Annotated in this window: 14 protein-coding genes; all 14 read left to right on the top strand. The window is 48.0% G+C overall.

Annotated features, from left to right (window positions below; all coding sequences use genetic code 11):
• Positions 1 to 37: 37 nt before the first annotated feature.
• The 14 genes from ACIFO6_RS18945 (at position 38) to thiE (ending at position 13,540) form a co-directional block, all read left to right on the top strand.
• Positions 38 to 562, top strand: a complete 525-nt coding sequence (locus ACIFO6_RS18945; RefSeq protein WP_430042837.1) for a DUF5590 domain-containing protein — start codon at positions 38 to 40, stop codon at positions 560 to 562.
• 711 nt (positions 563 to 1,273) lie between these two features.
• On the top strand, positions 1,274 to 1,807 hold the full coding sequence (locus tag ACIFO6_RS18950; protein ID WP_430042838.1) for a hypothetical protein: 534 nt from the start codon (positions 1,274 to 1,276) through the stop codon (positions 1,805 to 1,807).
• Positions 1,800 to 3,302, top strand: a complete 1,503-nt coding sequence (locus tag ACIFO6_RS18955) for an AAA family ATPase (RefSeq protein ID WP_430042839.1) — start codon at positions 1,800 to 1,802, stop codon at positions 3,300 to 3,302. The genes ACIFO6_RS18950 and ACIFO6_RS18955 overlap by 8 nt, the downstream gene beginning before the upstream one ends.
• Before the next feature lie 136 nt (positions 3,303 to 3,438).
• Positions 3,439 to 4,311, top strand: coding sequence for a 3-hydroxyacyl-CoA dehydrogenase family protein (locus ACIFO6_RS18960; RefSeq protein WP_430042840.1), 873 nt, complete (start codon positions 3,439 to 3,441; stop codon positions 4,309 to 4,311).
• The gene (locus ACIFO6_RS18965) at positions 4,308 to 5,504 is read left to right on the top strand and encodes an acetate/propionate family kinase (RefSeq protein WP_430042842.1); all 1,197 of its coding nucleotides are present in this window, start codon (positions 4,308 to 4,310) and stop codon (positions 5,502 to 5,504) included. Before ACIFO6_RS18960 ends, ACIFO6_RS18965 begins: the two co-directional genes overlap by 4 nt.
• Positions 5,505 to 5,639: 135 nt before the next feature.
• On the top strand, positions 5,640 to 6,935 hold the full coding sequence (gene asnS, locus ACIFO6_RS18970) for an asparagine--tRNA ligase (protein WP_430042844.1): 1,296 nt from the start codon (positions 5,640 to 5,642) through the stop codon (positions 6,933 to 6,935).
• A gap of 3 nt (positions 6,936 to 6,938) precedes the next feature.
• Positions 6,939 to 7,667 (top strand): DnaD domain protein, encoded by a 729-nt coding sequence (locus tag ACIFO6_RS18975; RefSeq protein ID WP_430042846.1) that lies wholly within the window; start codon positions 6,939 to 6,941, stop codon positions 7,665 to 7,667.
• Between the two features lie 139 nt (positions 7,668 to 7,806).
• The gene (locus ACIFO6_RS18980; RefSeq protein WP_430042847.1) at positions 7,807 to 8,439 is read left to right on the top strand and encodes an RNA polymerase sigma factor; all 633 of its coding nucleotides are present in this window, start codon (positions 7,807 to 7,809) and stop codon (positions 8,437 to 8,439) included.
• Positions 8,436 to 8,906, top strand: a complete 471-nt coding sequence (locus tag ACIFO6_RS18985; RefSeq protein WP_430042849.1) for a hypothetical protein — start codon at positions 8,436 to 8,438, stop codon at positions 8,904 to 8,906. The genes ACIFO6_RS18980 and ACIFO6_RS18985 overlap by 4 nt, the downstream gene beginning before the upstream one ends.
• 91 nt (positions 8,907 to 8,997) lie before the next feature.
• Positions 8,998 to 10,263, top strand: coding sequence for a multi-tm2 domain protein (locus ACIFO6_RS18990; protein WP_430042850.1), 1,266 nt, complete (start codon positions 8,998 to 9,000; stop codon positions 10,261 to 10,263).
• A gap of 1 nt (position 10,264) precedes the next feature.
• Positions 10,265 to 11,047 carry a hypothetical protein gene (locus tag ACIFO6_RS18995; protein ID WP_430042852.1) on the top strand — a complete coding sequence of 261 codons (783 nt, stop codon included), beginning with the start codon at positions 10,265 to 10,267 and terminating at the stop codon, positions 11,045 to 11,047.
• 12 nt (positions 11,048 to 11,059) lie between these two features.
• Positions 11,060 to 11,671, top strand: coding sequence for a flavin reductase family protein (locus ACIFO6_RS19000; protein WP_430042854.1), 612 nt, complete (start codon positions 11,060 to 11,062; stop codon positions 11,669 to 11,671).
• A gap of 362 nt (positions 11,672 to 12,033) precedes the next feature.
• The gene (gene thiD / locus ACIFO6_RS19005; protein WP_430042856.1) at positions 12,034 to 12,903 is read left to right on the top strand and encodes a bifunctional hydroxymethylpyrimidine kinase/phosphomethylpyrimidine kinase; all 870 of its coding nucleotides are present in this window, start codon (positions 12,034 to 12,036) and stop codon (positions 12,901 to 12,903) included.
• Positions 12,890 to 13,540 (top strand): thiamine phosphate synthase, encoded by a 651-nt coding sequence (gene thiE, locus ACIFO6_RS19010; RefSeq protein ID WP_430042858.1) that lies wholly within the window; start codon positions 12,890 to 12,892, stop codon positions 13,538 to 13,540. The genes thiD and thiE overlap by 14 nt, the downstream gene beginning before the upstream one ends.
• Positions 13,541 to 13,698 lie beyond the last annotated feature (158 nt).

The raw sequence follows: 13,698 nt of genomic DNA on the forward strand, positions 1-13,698 counted from the left end.
TTCAGGTGTCACATCCCCTTAGAGAGGAAGCACAGGTTTGAAAAATAAGAAAAAATGGATAGTGGTCGCCATTCTGGCCGTCATACTGATCCTGGTCAGCATTTTCTGGTATTATTCCTATGTTACTCAAGACCAGGTGACTGAGAGAAATGCCGCTATCGTAAAGGCCAAACAATCGGGTGGTCTGGTTACCACGACTCAGACGTGGAAGTCGGTGTGGGATCAGGTATACTGGGTAGTTCAAGGGAAAAATGCTCAGAATGAAAATATTATGGTGTGGGTCCCTTTTCAAAAAGTGGAGGGTCAACCTAATGTGCCTGTCGCAGATAATAGCAGTGTTCATACCGAGCTACTGAAAAACGGAGTCGACGAGCAAAAAATGACAGCCATGATCCAGCAACAGCTTCCAGGTATAGATATTGTAAGACTTGAGCCGAGTGTGTTTAACGGTCAATATGTGTGGCAGTTGTTTTACGATGACGGCAGTCATCATTACTATACCTTTTATCGCTTCTCGGATGGGGGAGCGATGGGGATAAAGTATATTTTGCCTAATTATTAGAGTGCTGTGGGGAGTGGCTGATGGTGGTTTGGGAGTGCTAGGAGCGCTGCGTAGTCCATTTGATCTTACGATCGCTGTTGCTTCTTCAGATTCAATGGCTCATTCCGCTGGCTGACCGCCATGATGCCACTCCAAGCACCACTCTTTTCATTAGAGCTGGTGTAAGAAGGCACGGACGCCGCTGCGTTTATCTCCGTTTTGGGTTTTACACGCTAAAAAGACGTAAATACGATGGAATTTCGTATTTACGTCTTTTTAGCTAACACCCCTCGCGAAGCTTGGCTGCAAGCCAGCGAAGCATCTTTGCCTACCTACCCAACTGCCCTCCTAGGGCAAAATTCATCTTTATGACTGTGCAGCAGCGGAGTGGAGTGGAGGATTTGAATCTGGAGAAGCGATAGCGTTCGCCTTTGTCATGGGATTCTAACCGTTAAATGTTTTATATAATCAAAAGAATCCCATGGCAACAGCGATCGTAAGATCAAATCATTCACGGAGCGTCTCACCATAACCAAGGATTTTGCCTACCCCCAACTCCCCCACACATTGCCTTCGATATTAGATATACGTTATGATATACTATAATTTATAAGTGATAGACAAAAATGATAGAAAAAGACCTGCTGATCACTATAGATCATGCAGTCTGGTTTATGTGTTGACATTCGTCCCGTGTCTTCTGTGTTTTACATTTTGAGAGGAGGATGTTATTTGAAATTACGTGCAGTTCCTATCGTTGTTGCGGCGGTTCTGGCAGCATCGCTGTTGTTCGGAGGGTGGTTCATTTACCGTCAGGTTACAATGCAGAGTCCTCTGGAAAAACTGGTTTCCCAATATCCCGGCGTCACAAGCGCTCAAATAGATATTAAACCGGATCAGGTTGTTTTGAATCTGGATCTCAAACCGCAGGCAGATGTCGCCGGATTAGTCAATGTATTTAAGCAAAAAGGACAGTCCATCATTGGCAGCCGTACAGTTAAGCTGGAAATTGCGGATCATTCCAATCCAGCGTTGAACCAGTGGTGGTCTGAGGCCATGTTTCCGGTAGCTGAAGCGATGGAGAATAAAAAATACACTCAAATTTCATCTACCGTTGAGCAGATGAAAAAGAAAAAAACCGGTATCGAGGCCGATACCGATATGGATTCAAACAACGTCTATATCCGACTCAGCGAAGGCAAAGCGACCAAGTTTATCGTTTTGCCACGTCAATCTCAGCAAATGGGGGTATGGCCTAATGCCTAGATGGATCAAGGAAACACTAATCGGCATTGTGCCGGTCACCATTATATTTCTCATTTTTATCGGGGTGAATATTATCCCTTTTCTTATCGTAGGTTTGATGCTCAGCGGCTTGTTAATGCTCATGCATGCACGTGGAGGCTTGGCTGTAGGGGCCGGGCAAGAACGTAAACGTAAAAAGAATGGCCCGGACAAGCTGACTTTTGAGGAAATTGGCGGGCAAGAAAGCGCCAAGCAGGAGCTGCGTGAAGCGCTGGATTTTTTGAATCGTCATGATGAAATTTCCAAGTTTGGCATTCGTCCATTAAAAGGTGTTTTGCTTACAGGCCCTCCGGGGACCGGGAAAACACTGATGGCAAAGGCAGCTGCGCACTATACCAATTCTGTATTTGTTGCCGCTTCAGGCAGTGAGTTTGTTGAAATGTACGTAGGTGTTGGTGCAGGCCGTGTCCGTGAGCTGTTTCGGGAGGCTCGTACTCGTGCAGCCAAGGAAAAGAAGGAAAATGCTATTATATTTATTGATGAGATCGACGTGATTGGCGGCAAGCGTGAGGGTGGACAGCAACGTGAATATGACCAAACCTTGAATCAGTTGCTGACTGAAATGGATGGCATCTATTCAGTAGATACTCCGCGCATTTTGATCATTGCGGCTACAAACCGTAAAGAAATGCTGGACAGCGCCCTAACGCGTCCGGGGCGTTTTGACCGTCATATTCAAGTGGACTTGCCAGATAAGAAGGGCCGTCTTCATATTCTTAAAATCCATGCCAAAAACAAACCGATTCAGGAAGATGCGAATCTGGACAAAATTGCTGAGGAATCCTACGGGTTTTCCGGTGCACAGCTGGAAAGTGTTATGAACGAAGCGGCAATCTATGCGATGAGACAGGAACAGGAAACGATTGCGCAAAAGCATCTGTCGATGGCGATTGACAAGGTGATGATGGGTGAGAAAACGGATCGTGAATCAACGCTGGAAGAGAAAAAACGTGTAGCGATTCATGAACTGGGACATGCTATTATGGCTGAAATCGTTCGTCCGGGCAGTGTCAGCCAGGTAGCGCTCAGCCCGCGTGGGAAAGCGCTCGGCTATGTGCGGCACAATCCACAGCAAGAGCATTATTTGTATACCAAGCAGTTTCTGGAGGAGCAGATCATGATCTCGCTCGCAGGAGCTACGGCGGAAGAAATGTACTATGGCGGTCGCAGTACAGGCTCTAGCAACGATTTTGAGCAGGCGCTGAACATTGTTCATACGATGATGACTTCCGGTTTGACTTCACTTGGCATTATTAACATGGAAATGGTAACGAAAGAAGAGCTCATGCGCGAAAATGGTGAGATTATGGACGACCTCCATAACCGTACTTTGGAGCTGCTCGAAAAGCATCGTCCAGTGTTCGACAACTCTCTTGACATCCTTATGAAGGAAGAAACCCTGTCCGGGGATCAATTTAGATGTCAATTTAGTGAAAATGCTCTATTACCAGCATAATTTTTTGTGCTGGTTATTTTTTTTTACTTTTAGTCCGTGCTAAGATATTATTAGCTATTGGGACATAAACATGTATTTTTCGACAAAGAAGGATACAATATAAGAGAGTGACTAGGAAAGGGTGGAGTAAAGAACCATGCAATTTAAAAAAATCGGCGTCATCGGCGGCGGCACCATGGGACAGGGTATTTCTGAAATGCTCGCGTCCAAAGGAATTGATGTGCTGCTGGTAGAGCAGACACCAGAGAAACTAGACTACGCCTACAATATGATTGAAACGAGTCTGGACAAGCAACTGGAAAAATGGGCAATCACACAAGCGGAGAAAAAATTGATTTTATCCCGCATCCAGAAAGTTTCCCATTTGGCTGAACTTGGAAGCTGTGACATGGTCATTGAAACCATTACAGAAAATCTGGACGAGAAGAAAGCTATTTTCCAAGAATTGGACTATGTGTGTCCAAACAACATTATTCTTGCAAGTAATACATCCACGCTGAGCCTGACCGAGCTTGCCAGCTCGACCAAGTATCCTGAGCGTGTTATTGGTATGCACTTTATCTATCCAGTATCCCGCATTGATCTTGTGGAAATTATTCGTGGCTTGAAAACTTCGGACGATACGTTTGAAAACACAAAAATGTTTGTTGAAGAAGTAGTGGAGAAAAAAGGGGTAATGATTTATGAATCCCCGGGCTTTGTAACAAGCCGTATCATTTGCCTGCTGATTAATGAAGCAGCTCACGTTCTTCAAGAGGGCGTAGCTTCCGCTGAAGATATCGACGATGCTATGCGAATCGGCTACAGCTTCCAAAACGGTCCTTTGGAAATGGCTGACCGCTTTGGTCTGGATTCCGTATTGGCTGCTCTGGAGCGCATGTTCCGTGAATTCGGCGAATTGAAATATCGTCCGTCCATCGTCCTGAAGAAAATGGTGCGTGCAGGTAATCTGGGCGTGAAATCGGGCGAAGGCTTCTTTAAGTACGACAAGGATGGTGACCGGGTATGAAAATTCTCGTAATTAATGCAGGGAGTTCTTCCCTGAAATACCAGCTGTATGATATGACGGACGAGTCCGTTCTGGCAAAAGGTTTGGTCGAGCGCATAGGTATGGATTCATCCATCCTGACGCATAAGCCAACCAACAAAGAAGAATACACTGAGGTTAGCGAAATTCTGGAGCATACTACAGCGATCCGTAAAGTGCTGAATGCACTTACAGATTCGGAACATGGTGTAATCTCCAGCACTAGCGAAATTCAGGCTGTGGGACATCGCGTTGTTCATGGAGGCGAAATCTTCAAGCAGTCAGCGGTTGTAACGCCTGAAGCGAAGAGTGAAATCCGCCGCTTGTTCGACCTTGCGCCATTGCATAACCCGGCTTCCATGATGGGGATTAAAGCGGCTGAATTGAATATGTCGGATGTTCCGCAGGTTGTTGTATTTGATACCTCATTCCATCAAACGATGCCTGAAAAAGCTTATATGTACGCCATTCCAAGAGTGTTGTACAATAAGTACAAGGTTCGTCGCTACGGCGCACACGGTACTTCCCATGATTATGTAAGCAAGGAAGCTGCCAAATTCGTCGGTCGTCCTTTGGAAGAGTTGAAAATTATCACTTGTCATATCGGTAACGGCGGTAGTGTAACAGCGGTTCAAGGCGGTTTGTCCGTAGATACTTCCATGGGTATGACTCCACTGGAAGGACTTATGATGGGGACACGTAGTGGTGATTTGGACCCAGCAATCGTGCCTTATGTGATGAACAAGCAAGAATTGACCGTCAATGAAGTCAATTCCATGCTGAATAAGCACAGTGGACTTTTAGCTATCTCCGGTATCAGCAGTGATATGCGTGAAATCACGGAAGGTATGGAAAAAGGCGAAGCTAATTCTACATTGGCATTTGAAATGTATGAATACCGTCTGCGCAAATACATTGGTTCATATGCCGCAGCAATGAATGGGGTAGATCTGATCGTATTCACGGCAGGTGTAGGCGAAAACTCCGTCGTTCTGCGTAAGAGAGTGTTGGAGCAACTGACATTCCTCGGTATCGAGCTGGATGAATCGTTGAATGCTATTCGTTCTGGCGAGCCTCGCCGGATTACAACAGCAAATTCGAAGGTTGATGTATTGATCGTTCCGACGAACGAAGAACTGGTTATTGCCCGCGACACGTACCGTCTGGTTCAGTAGTTCGACCCGAAGTTTAAACTTTATACATACGGGCTATCACTTAAATAGGTTCCGTATGTACCAAACAGCGAGAGCAAACAGCCTGACCCAGGGGGAAGGGCTGTTTGATTTTCGGTTAAGAGGAGAGAGACGGTCATGACGAATAAAAGTACGATTGCCCTAGTGGGCCGCCATGTAGGGGAAACGGTTACAATCGGCGCTTGGGTAAATAATAAACGATCAAGCGGTAAAATCCAGTTCCTGCAACTGCGCGATGGTACCGGATATATTCAAGGGGTTATCGTGAAAAGCGAGGTGTCCGAGGACATTTGGAATGATGCCAAATCCTTGACACAAGAAAGCTCTTTGTATGTTACCGGAGTTGTGCGCGAAGAACCGCGTAGCCAATCCGGCTTTGAATTAACGGTAACGGGCATCGAAATCATTCATTTGACAGAAAACTACCCGATCACGCCAAAAGAACACGGTGTAGATTTCCTGATGGATCACCGTCACCTGTGGTTGCGTTCCGCCAAGCAACGCGCGGTTCTGATCGTACGGGCGGAAATTATCCGTGCGGTACAGGAATTTTTTAACGGCAATGGCTTCACAAAGGTGGACCCGCCAATTTTGACTCCTTCTTCCGCAGAAGGCACAACAGAGCTGTTCCATATCAAATATTTTGACGAGGATGCTTATCTGACACAAAGCGGACAGTTGTATATGGAAGCGGCAGCCATGGCGCTTGGCAAGGTATACTCGTTTGGTCCTACCTTCCGTGCGGAAAAGTCTAAAACACGTCGTCACCTGATTGAGTTCTGGATGATCGAGCCGGAGATGGCTTTTGTAGATCATGAGGAATCTTTGCGCGTACAGGAGCAGTTTGTGAGTCATATCGTACAATCAGTGCTGAAAAATTGTGCAAAAGAGCTTGAAACGATTGGACGCGATGTTTCGAAGCTGGAGCCAATTCAGGGAGAATTCCCGCGCATTACGTATGATGAGGCGATTGCTTTCCTTCAAGGAGAAGGATTCGATATCCCTTGGGGCGAGGACTTTGGCGCTCCGCATGAAACGGCTATTGCTGAGAGATACAACAAGCCAGTGTTCATTACACATTGGCCGACTCACATTAAGGCATTTTATATGAAGCCTGATCCAACTCGTCCAGAGGTTGTATTGTGCGCCGATATGATCGCTCCTGAAGGCTACGGCGAAATTATCGGGGGTTCCCAACGGATTGATGATCCATCCTTGATGGAAGAACGTTTTGACGAGCATAACCTGGCGCGTGAAGCTTACCAATGGTATATGGATCTGCGCACCTACGGCACCGTTCCGCATTCCGGCTTTGGACTGGGACTGGAGCGTACGGTAGCATGGATTTGTGGGCTCGATCATGTACGTGAAACGATTCCGTTCCCACGTATGCTGTATCGTCTGTATCCGTAAGCGATGACCGGTTCATTCGACAAGACATCATCGGCAGAGTGGGCAGAGGGAGTAGCCTTTGCTATGGAAGCTGGAATGGTCCAGATTCCCTACGCCCTGCTCAAGCATTACCGGACGCTTCGGCTGACGGACGGCGAAATGCTCCTGCTTATGCAGTTGCTTGCTTTTAAACAAGCCGAGCGCAATGAATTTCCAACCTGGGAGCAATTGCAGACTCGCATGGGATGCACAGCGAACGAAATTGCGCTCCATTTTAGCAAGCTAATGAAGGAAGGCTTTCTGCGGATTGATACCGTGGAAGATCGCAGCTCATCCGTACAATTTGAACGCTACAATCTAACGGGGCTGTACCGTAAGCTGGCGGAATGTATGATACCCGAGCGCACAGAGCAGAACGATGAAGATGATATTTTGTTTGCCGGGAAACCGGATGTGCTGAATGGAATATCGGAATCTCCGCCTACGGAGGAGCGGAATTTGTTCACGATTTTCGAGAAGGAATTCGGCCGACCGTTGTCACCGATGGAATATGAGACGATCACTAGTTGGGTGGATCAGGATCGTTATCCCGAGGAGCTGATTTTGCTGGCCTTGAAGGAAGCGGTGTTTGCAGGGAAGGTGCATTTCCGTTATATTGACCGCATTTTGCTGGAATGGAGCCGCAACCGTGTCCGTAATGCACAGGATGCAAAGGAATACGCTCAGCGTTTCCGTGGGAGCGGACGCAGCTAAAGTGATAGACTGAGGTTTTCAGGCAGCAGAAAGATTTATACGCTTGGTTAAAGTAACTATAAGCTAAACGTATGTAAGTAAAATATTCCAGCATACAGCAGCTTTAGCGATAGAGGACACGCCACTCCAACAGGAGGGTGTGTCCTTTTTAAATATTTTTTTCGAAATATGCAGGGGGAGTAAATTCTCCGGCGTCTATAGTATTGGGAAGGGGGAGAGCGTCATTGATATAGAGAGAATCATTGAACGAATACGGTCTGGTGACCGGCAGGCGTTCCGTGAGATGGTAGAGCTGTACAGCAAGCATGTGTATCATGTGGCCTATTCGGTGCTGCATGATAGCAAAGAAGCGGAAGATGCCGCGCAGGAAGCGTTCGTTCAGGTGTATAAGTCTCTCTCCCAGTACCGGAACGAAGGTTTTAAAACGTGGCTGACCCGAATTGCGCTCCACAAGGCGCTGGATATCAAGCGCAAACAGGACAGACGGCCCGCAGAGCTTATAGATGTGACAGAAACCCTCGTACAGCTCCCTTCCCGGGATGAGGATGTGCTGGTCCGTCTGATCCGCGAAGAGCGAAATGTGGAATTATCGCAAAAAATCGCCCAGCTGCCCCAGCAGCATCAGGATATTATTAAGGCCTATTATATGCAGGGCAAAACCTACGATCAAATTGCAGAAGAGACGCAAGTAGCTTTAAAAACAGTAGAGTCCAGACTCTACCGGGCACGGCAGTGGATTCGAAATCACTGGAAGGAGGAGGAATGGCAATGACTGACCAACATGATAAACCTTGGACTAAAGGACAGAGGAATGACTGGCACGCTTATATTACAGGAACTTGCACGACAGAGGAATCCGTACGGCTGGAAAAGCTTTTGCTGGAAGATGAGCAGGCGCTGGGTTTATATCTTGTTGCACTGGAGCAGTTGGAGTCGACATTGGAAGATTGTTCTGCCTGGATGGATACGGAGCGCTTCACAGATCAGGTAATGGCTGCTCTTCCCAATAAGGAAGCAGAAGCGAGCCAAGCCATTGTCAAAAAGCGTCGTTGGTTTGAAAAGCCTGTATTTCACTACGTAGTTGCGGCAAGCTTGACGCTAATTCTACTGTCTAGCGGTGCTTTTGACAAAATGATGCCGCAAACCAGTGGTAAGCCCGTTCCTCCAAAAAAACGCGTCTCCTACAGTGAAGAGGTCATGCGGGCTACGACAAGCTGGCTCGACAAATTAAAGCCCTAAAATCAATGAAAGTGGCAGATAAAAAGGTTTAAATTCAAACCTTAAGATGAGAATTTTATCAATATCGCAAGATTAGAAAGGAAGTGTAGCGGTGCCTTATACGGAACGAAGCAAGCTCCTGGCATTTCTGTTGAACATGATTCCCGGTGTGGGACACTATTACTGGACCAGAAAAGCCAATGCGTTTGTATACACCATTTTGTTTTTTGGATGTTTGGCTGGAGGATTATTTTTTTCGGTAGTTTCAAGAGACGAGTTGCCTATATTGGGCAGTATGCTTGTTGCTGCCCTCTTCTGGGGGCTGAGTATGCTGCATATCATTATTAGCTTGTTGCGTTATGACCCTCGTGCAGTCGCTACTCCGTATCCCCCTCATGCAGGCCCCAATCCATATGGTTTTTACCCCCAAGGTACGCCTTATGGAGATGGAGGCTTGGCGGGCGAGGCTCCGGAGGGAGCGCGGAACGCGGATACGGATATACCAGGAGCAGGAGCGGATTTTGATGCAGGTTATCATCAATATGCGCAGGGACACTACGGATTGGCAGGTTCGCCTGCTTTTCAAAAAGGCTCGGACAATGAACGCTTTTTCACCATATTGCTATCGTTCATCCCGGGATTGGGACACCTTCATCTAGGGCTGATGCAGCGTGGTCTGTCTTTTCTGATGTCCTTCTTTGGCTTTGGAGCGATTCTCGTTTTTATTTCCAGCATCACAAACGAATCGGGATTTATGGCGTTTGCGGGCGTGTTGCCGATCATATGGTTGTATTGTATGTTTGATGCAGTGCAGCATGTACATCGTAAACATGCGGGAGAAATCCTTCAGGATCGGACTTTGTTTGAAGAACTGGAGCATGGAAGAGTCGAGGGGCGGCGAAGCAAAATGCTGGCTACCATTTTATCGGTATTTCCCGGGGCGGGACATATGTATATCGGTCTGCAAAAACGGGGTCTTCAGCTCATGCTTCTGTTCTTAGGCGGTATTTATGTGCTGGATGTGCTGCAATTGTCTCTCTTTTTGTTCCTGATTCCGGTGGTCTGGTTCTATAGCTTTTTTGATGCATTGCAGCAAATAAGCCGCTATGGACGGGAACCGTTGATTGACAAGCCTGTGATCGATATGTTTGCTCAATATCACCGCTGGGTAGGCTTGGGGTTGCTATTGCTGGGTGCCTATTACATCTTGATCAACGTACTTGTTCCTACTCTGGATCGCCTGTTTCCGAACGGAGAGATTTATAATTTGGTTGACATGTATCTACGGACGATTATCGTATCCTTATTGTTGATTGGCGGTGGTATTTGGATGATGATCGGTAATTCCAAATCTAAACGGGTAAAGGAGAAACAATAGGATGGATACTGAGTTTTCAAAGAGTGAGGCTCCCTTTAAGGGAGTCCATCATCCTCATGGTGATGCAGGAGGCTCCACAGGCATATTGGGTACATCATCCAACAAAAGCAGCTCCTCCAAAGCACCAAACGCCCCGGAAGGGGTATGGAAGGTTGGAAGGCTGTCGATGGGACTTTTTCTGGTCTTGTTGGGAGGGGTAACGTTTGCCTCCAAGTTTTGGGGAGCAGGCATATTGGATCAGGCGTTGACGTGGTGGCCTGTCGTTTTTGTTTTGCTGGGACTCGAAATTTTAATGTATACGGCGTGGAAAGGGACACGTGAGCGCATCCGTTATGATTTGTTCAGTATGTTTATTACAGCAGTCTTGGTTTTTTGTTGTATCGGATTTGCTTTGGTCAGTTCACTGGGACTTACTTCGCAAGTCAGGGATATGATGAGCTCGGTTCAGGAAACAAGGGTCCTTCCTGATTGGCATGAAAAACTGCCTGTCGGAGTGACCAAGGTGATCGTGCAGGGTGAAAATCCCTATGCGGTCAAAATTGACGCAACCACCTCACCAGAGGTGCATGTGTTCGGAAGTTATGTCTATACAGGCAACGAGGATGAATTAAAAGGACAGGAGCTGTATCAAACTAAGCATATCGGAGATACGCTGTATGTGCTACTGAGCCAAATCCCGACACGTTTTATGCAGCCTCAGCATCAGCTCGACGTTACAATTGCTGTACCCGAGGGGATTACGGTTACCGTGCGCGATAATCAGGGAAATGTAATTGAAAAATAGGAGGGAAAAACAATGATATCGTTAAATCCTGATACACTTACAGGGCGTGAAAATTATAAGCTGTTAAGCGGAAGCATTATCCCAAGGCCAGTCGCCTTTGTGACCACACTGAGCAATGAAGGGGTGCTGAATGGTGCGCCGTTCAGTTATTTTTCCATCGTAGCTTCCGAGCCGCCGCTTCTGTCTGTGTCCGTGCAACGTGTCGATGGGGTGTCCAAGGATACAGCACGTAATGCGATGGAGCAAAAAGCCTTTGTCGTTCATATTACGGATGAGGACAATGTGGGCGCGGTGAATGTGACGGCTTCCCGTCTGTCGCCGGAGGAAAGTGAAATCACACTAGCCGGACTTACGCCGATAAAAAGCACAAAAATTGTGGTTCCTGGCGTGGTTGAAGCGAAAATACGCATGGAATGTGTCCTGGAGCAGGCGATACCGCTGGGGGGCACAGAGGGCGCACCTGCCTGCGATCTGCTGATCGGGCGCGTGGTGCAGTATCATTTGTCCGAGGAAGCGTATCAAAATACATACATAATCGCCAAGGAGCTGCGTCCGGTGAGTCGTTTGGCCGGCAATGATTATGCAAAGCTCGGAGAGCAATTTAAGCTGGAGCGTCCCCAATAGGGGACGTTGCTTTTTACAGCATAAAGGGTTACGATTATAAAAAAATAGCACGGGAGCCTGCGGAAGCAAGCTGAGAGTACGACTAATCTGTCGTAGACCGTATGAACCTGTTGGATAATGCCAGCGCAGGGACCTTAGTGTAGGAACACTCTGCTTTTGCATAGTGTTTTTTTGTTGTTCTATACACTTGAGCATGTGCATGCTGAAAACCATAGCTCTCGGCTGGAAAGAAGCGCAGGCTCCTGTCATCAAAGGAGCAGGGTTCGCTTGATATTGAAATTCATTTTACTTTATACCAAAAATCAGATTCAGAATGAGCGGCAGAATTGGAAGCGGCAAGACGTTGTCAGGGGGGCGCAGCTATGACTCATACGGTGTACAAAGCGTTAACCATTGCAGGCTCGGACAGCGGAGGGGGTGCAGGCATACAGGCTGATTTAAAAACCTTTCAGGAGCTGGGCGTGTACGGCATGTCTGCCCTGACGGGAGTTACTGCTCAAAATACACGCGGTGTACAAGCTGTTCATCCTGTCCCTGTTGCCATGGTAGAGGCTCAATTACAGTCCATAGGTACGGATTTACCCCCTGATGCCGTTAAAACGGGTATGCTCGTGGGGGCTGAGGTCATTCGTCAGGTGGCCGCGCAAATTCGCCAGTTTCGGTGGCCTAATGTTGTCGTAGACCCGGTAATGATCGCCAAGGGCGGAACTTCTCTACTTCAAGATGAGGCAGTGGAAACGCTAAAATCGTATTTATTACCTTTGGCAAAGGTAGTCACCCCGAATTTTCCGGAAGCGGAGGCGTTGACTGGACTAGTTCTCTCTAGTCGCGAGAATGCGAAGGAAGCGGCTCGAATGCTGGCTGATTTAGGGAGCGGCTACGTGATCATCAAGGGAGGACACAGCGCGGAAGCGGATCGGTCGGTGGATTTGTTGTTCGACGGGCGCAATTTTACCGAACTGGACGGCCCCCGAATTCATACCCCGCATACCCATGGAACGGGATGCACCTTTTCAGCGGCGCTGGCGGCTGGATTGGCGGCAGGACGAAGTGTACCCGAGGCGGCGCAGACGGCCAAGGCTTTTATACAGGCGGCGATTGAGCAGGGCTTGGGTATCGGCTGTGGGCATGGACCAACGAACCATTGGGCATGGAACGCACGCTGGACAGGAGAAGGGGCGTCTGTATGGAGCAGGGCCATGAGGGAGGAACAAAGCGATGCCAAGAGTTGATATAGGGCGTATGCGGGAGCATCTGCGTCTTTATTTGGTCATGGGCAGTGTGAATTGCGACCGTGATCCGCTGATGGTTTTGGAGGAAGCGTTGCAGGGAGGTGTGACCCTTTTTCAATTGCGTGAAAAGGGTGTGGACTGTCTGACGGGAAGTCGCTTGCACGAATTTGCCCAAGCCGCCGGGAGGCTGTGTCATCAGTATGATGTTCCATTTCTCGTCAATGATGATGTCGAGCTTGCCTTGGCTGTGGATGCAGACGGCGTCCATCTCGGACAAGATGACGAGCCTACAGACCACGTGCGCTCTCGAATGGGCGACAAAATCATCGGCGTATCGGTACACAGCTTAACGGAAGCGGAGCAGGCGGTACGCGCTGGCGCTGATTATGTGGGCGCAGGGCCGATGTTCCCGACTCGTTCCAAGCTGGATGCACATCCTGTGCAGGGACCGGAGCTGGTCCGCAGGCTACGTGCAGGTGGTGCAAGCCTTCCGCTGGTAGGCATTGGCGGCATTACGGTGGACAACGCAACAAACGTCCTACAGGCAGGAGCAGATGGCATAGCAGTCATTTCAGCCATCTCATGGGCAGAAGCCCCACGTGAAGCTGCACAAAGTCTGAAAAGCATCCTGAAATGATCAAATGGGTTCAATAATGATACAAAGGCAGTCGGGACTTTTGTTTCACGTCCAAGGCTGCTCTTCTATTAATAAAAAGAGAACGCTCCCCTGCTTTCGCTGGGGCTACGTTCTCTGCATTCAATTTGCACTTTTCAATTAATGCAGGCGCGCATGTA

Source organism: Paenibacillus sp. NRS-1781 (assembly GCF_050467745.1).
Lineage (GTDB): Bacteria > Bacillota > Bacilli > Paenibacillales > Paenibacillaceae > Paenibacillus > Paenibacillus terrae_A.

What these genes read in the sequence shown, in the direction of transcription:
- ACIFO6_RS18985 (WP_430042849.1), top strand. Translation starts at nt 8,436, where the DNA reads ATGACTGACCAACATGATAAACCTTGGACTAAAGGACAGAGGAATGAC.
- ACIFO6_RS18975 (WP_430042846.1), top strand. Translation starts at nt 6,939, where the DNA reads ATGACCGGTTCATTCGACAAGACATCATCGGCAGAGTGGGCAGAGGGA.
- ACIFO6_RS19000 (WP_430042854.1), top strand. Translation starts at nt 11,060, where the DNA reads ATGATATCGTTAAATCCTGATACACTTACAGGGCGTGAAAATTATAAG.
- asnS (WP_430042844.1), top strand. Translation starts at nt 5,640, where the DNA reads ATGACGAATAAAAGTACGATTGCCCTAGTGGGCCGCCATGTAGGGGAA.
- ACIFO6_RS18965 (WP_430042842.1), top strand. Translation starts at nt 4,308, where the DNA reads ATGAAAATTCTCGTAATTAATGCAGGGAGTTCTTCCCTGAAATACCAG.
- ACIFO6_RS18960 (WP_430042840.1), top strand. Translation starts at nt 3,439, where the DNA reads ATGCAATTTAAAAAAATCGGCGTCATCGGCGGCGGCACCATGGGACAG.
- thiE (WP_430042858.1), top strand. Translation starts at nt 12,890, where the DNA reads ATGCCAAGAGTTGATATAGGGCGTATGCGGGAGCATCTGCGTCTTTAT.
- ACIFO6_RS18995 (WP_430042852.1), top strand. Translation starts at nt 10,265, where the DNA reads ATGGATACTGAGTTTTCAAAGAGTGAGGCTCCCTTTAAGGGAGTCCAT.
- thiD (WP_430042856.1), top strand. Translation starts at nt 12,034, where the DNA reads ATGACTCATACGGTGTACAAAGCGTTAACCATTGCAGGCTCGGACAGC.
- ACIFO6_RS18955 (WP_430042839.1), top strand. Translation starts at nt 1,800, where the DNA reads ATGCCTAGATGGATCAAGGAAACACTAATCGGCATTGTGCCGGTCACC.